The following is a 3,598-nucleotide window of genomic DNA, read 5'->3' on the forward strand; positions in this document are numbered from 1 at the left end:
GGCGATTTCACCTCTTCCATCACAAGGCTGAACGGGTCTTTTACGCCCGTGGCCAACAAGCCTTCACGTTGCGCAATCAGGGCATCAAATTTGGAGAATAAGTCAGTCATGCACGTCTTCCGTTAAAATCAGGCGTCCGTTTGAATTAGGCTGCGGTCAGCTTGGTCACAGCGTCGACCAGTTGGCCGACATTTTCGATTTCCGCCTGTAAATTCATGCTGATGATGATGTCAAAGCTGTCTTCAACTTCAGCCACAAAATCCATGACGGTCAGGCTGTCCCATTCCAAATCACCGGCAAAAGTGGTGGTCTCGCCAACCTCAACGCCTTTTTTGTTAAAAGGCTCAATCAGGCCCTTTAGGCGATCAAACATTTCACTGCGGTCAGTCATACGTAAATCCTCAAATTATGTGACGGGCAATGCGCCATATCGGCGCGCTATGGCAAGCGAATAAGGCAGTATGAGGGCAAAGTAGGGCGTCTACATCCACCCCTGTGCGCGATACCAGCTTGCGGTGTCTTTCAACCCCTTGGGCGTTGCGATTTCCGGCTGCCAAAGCTGGGGCGCGGGCGCAGCATCGCGATTGATGGTCCAGTCGGGGTGCGCGAGATAATTGGCACGGTCGGGCGTCAGTTTCGCCTTTGCACCGCGAAACGCACGGTCCGCCCATCCGGCAAATTTCAACAGAAACGCAGGCGCGTGCACCGTTGTGACATCGCGCCCGACCGCCGCACCGATGGCCTTGGCAAAACCGGCGTGGCTCCACCCGCCTGCCGTTCCGTCATCTGCCTCAAACACGCATTTCGACACATTATCCGCCGACAGCAAAGTCACCAGCAAGCGGGCCAGATCATCGACATGAATGACGGACACCCTTCCGCGCGGCGGCAACAATGCCCACCCCTTGGCGGCGATGCGGAACATATCGAACATTTCGGTGTCGCCGGGGCCGTACACACCGGGCGGACGGATGACGGTCCAGTCGAGCGATGATGTCCGCACAAGCGCTTCGGCTGTGGCCTTGCTCGCGCCGTACATCGAAAGCTCCGGATGGCGCGCAGCAAGCGAGGAGACGCAGACAAAACGTGTGATGCCAGCCGATTGGGCGGCGGCAAGGATATGCGCTGTGCCGGTAACATTCCCGCTTTCAAAACCAGCCGCATCGGGCGCGTTGACGACGCCTGCGACATGCAAGACGGCATCGGCGCCTTCGCACAATTCGTTGAGGCTTGCGGTATCGCTTAGGCTGCCATGAACCCAACTGACGCCCGCTTTTTTGTGCTGGTCCCGCCGCGTCAGCGCGCGCACATGCCAACCAGCGGCAATCAACCGATCCAGCGTGATCCGTCCGACAAAACCTGTCGCTCCGGTTAGCGCGACTGTTTTCACAAAAGGACCAGCTGATCGCGGTGTACAAGGACGGAGCGGGGCACGGTGCCCAAAATATCCGCCAATTCGTTGGAACGATGGCCGCAGATGCGGGCGGCATCGACGGCATCATATTCGGAAAGGCCGCGCGCGACCGCAACGCCGTCATCATCACTGATGTCGATGACGTCGCCGCGTTTAAACTCACCCTCCACCGACAGGGCACCTGCAGGCAACAAGCTGCTGCCCGAGCTGAGCGCTTTGATGGCGCCAGCATCGACGCGGATGCGGCCCTTGACGGTCAGCCGTCCGCCCAACCAGCTCTTGCGGGCAGAACCCCCGTCGCGCGGCGCAAAAAAGGTCGAAGGCCCGCCCGTTTCAAGCGCGGCGATCGGGTGATCGCGAAGACCGGAGGCGATGACCAAACCGATGCCAGCGCGGGTCGCAATGTCGGCGGCATCCAGCTTGGACGCCATACCGCCCGATCCCATGCCAGAGGATGAACCCTCCGCCACCATCACGCGCACGCGGCCGTCAATTTTTGCGATTGTCGGCAACAATGTCGCACCCGGCAAATGTGGCGCGCGGTCGAACAGGCCATCGACATCCGACAGCAAAATAACCCCACTCGCGCCAGCCGCCTGCGCCACGCGGGCTGCGAGCCGGTCATTGTCGCCAAAGCGGATTTCTTCGGTGGCGACGCTGTCATTTTCATTGATGACGGGAACCGCCCCTGCACCCAAAAGGCGGTCGAGCGTGGCGGCAATGTTCAAATAGCGGCGGCGATCCTCCAGATCATCGAGCGTTACGAGCATTTGCGCCGCAGCAAGCGACTGGGCGTCCAACAGATCGGCCCAGATGCCCGACAGCACAATTTGCCCAACCGATGCCGCGGCCTGCGCATCGGCGAGGCTGCTGCGGCCGCCTTTTTCAAAACCCAGACGGCGCGCACCCAATGCAATCGCGCCGGAGGTGACAATAACGATCCGCTGCCCGGCCTTATGCCGCGCGCTGATATCCGCAACGAGCGTTTCCAACCATTGCCGCCGCACATTCCCGTCGGGCTGCACCAGCAGCGACGATCCGACCTTGACCACCAACAGCGGGCAAGATGTCGGCAGGAATGCGGCGTTTAGATCGGCGACCATGTCCCGTCCTCGGTGATGCCATCGGCCTTTGCGCCTTCGATCCCGCTTTTGGCGGGCAGCGCTTCCAATATCCGGTCGAGCACAAGATCAACGCCCTGCCCCGTTGCACCGGAAATGGATATCACGTCCAACGCGCCCGCTGCCTGCAATTGCTCGGCAATGTCGGCCATCAATTCGGGATCAAGCAAATCGCCCTTGTTGAGCGCCACAATCTGCGGCTTTTCATCCAACGCCGCGCCATATTCGCTCAGTTCGTCACACACGATATGCCACGCGGCGATGGGGTCATCCTGCGTCGCGTCGATCAAATGGATGAGGATGCGGCAACGTTCGATGTGGCCCAAAAAGCGGTCGCCAATGCCAACGCCTTCGGCTGCACCAGCGATAAGCCCTGGAATATCCGCCAGAACGAACTCGCGCGATTTATGGTCGACCACACCCAATTGCGGGCGCGTGGTCGTGAACGGATAATCGCCAACCTTAGCCTTGGTATTGGACACCTGATTGATGAAGGTCGATTTGCCAGCGTTCGGCATGCCGACAAGTCCGGCGTCGGCCAGCAATTTCAGGCGCAACCAGACATACATTTCTTCGCCCGGCCAACCGGGGCCATGCTGACGCGGCGCGCGGTTGGTTGAGCTTTTATACGATGCGTTCCCGCGACCGCCATCGCCGCCGCGCAGGAACACAACGCGTTGGCCGACCTCGGTCAAATCGAGCAAAAGCGAACGTTCTTCGTCATCGGCCAGCACCTGCGTGCCCACAGGCACCTGAATGACCAAGTCATCGCCATAGGCACCGTGGCGATCACGGCCCATGCCCTGAATACCGCGCATGGCTTTGAAATGCTGCGCATAACGGAAATCGATAAGCGTGTTCAGTCCAGCGACCGCTTCAAAGATGACATCGCCACCCTTGCCGCCATTGCCGCCGTCCGGGCCGCCATATTGCACATATTTTTCACGACGAAAGCTGACCGCTCCCGGGCCACCGGCGCCGGAACGGATAAAGATTTTTGCTTGGTCGAGAAAATGCATGTGTTGGCCTTAGACTATCAAAACGATTTCGTCATCCTGAACTC

Annotated in this window: 4 protein-coding genes; all 4 read right to left on the minus strand. The window is 59.4% G+C overall.

What is annotated here, in order from left to right; genetic code table 11:
• Positions 1–145: 145 nt before the first annotated feature.
• The 4 genes from ACILQA_RS10405 to obgE all read right to left on the minus strand — a co-directional run bounded on the left by ACILQA_RS10405 (position 146) and on the right by obgE (position 3,554).
• The gene (locus tag ACILQA_RS10405; RefSeq protein WP_183939378.1) at positions 146–391 is read right to left on the minus strand and encodes an acyl carrier protein; all 246 of its coding nucleotides are present in this window, start codon (positions 389–391) and stop codon (positions 146–148) included.
• A 90-nt stretch (positions 392–481) separates the two neighbouring features.
• Entirely contained in the window at positions 482–1,390 is a 909-nt protein-coding gene (locus ACILQA_RS10410; protein ID WP_395629627.1) for an NAD-dependent epimerase/dehydratase family protein, read from the minus strand.
• Complete coding sequence (proB, locus tag ACILQA_RS10415) at positions 1,387–2,517, minus strand: glutamate 5-kinase (RefSeq protein ID WP_395629628.1); 1,131 nt, start codon at positions 2,515–2,517, stop codon at positions 1,387–1,389. The genes ACILQA_RS10410 and proB overlap by 4 nt, the downstream gene beginning before the upstream one ends.
• Positions 2,502–3,554 (minus strand): GTPase ObgE, encoded by a 1,053-nt coding sequence (obgE, locus tag ACILQA_RS10420; protein ID WP_324478545.1) that lies wholly within the window; start codon positions 3,552–3,554, stop codon positions 2,502–2,504. The genes proB and obgE overlap by 16 nt, the downstream gene beginning before the upstream one ends.
• Positions 3,555–3,598: the final 44 nt, after the last annotated feature.

It is taken from the genome of Sphingorhabdus sp. (genome assembly GCF_044239005.1).
In the GTDB taxonomy this organism is placed as follows: Bacteria; Pseudomonadota; Alphaproteobacteria; order Sphingomonadales; family Sphingomonadaceae; genus Sphingorhabdus_B.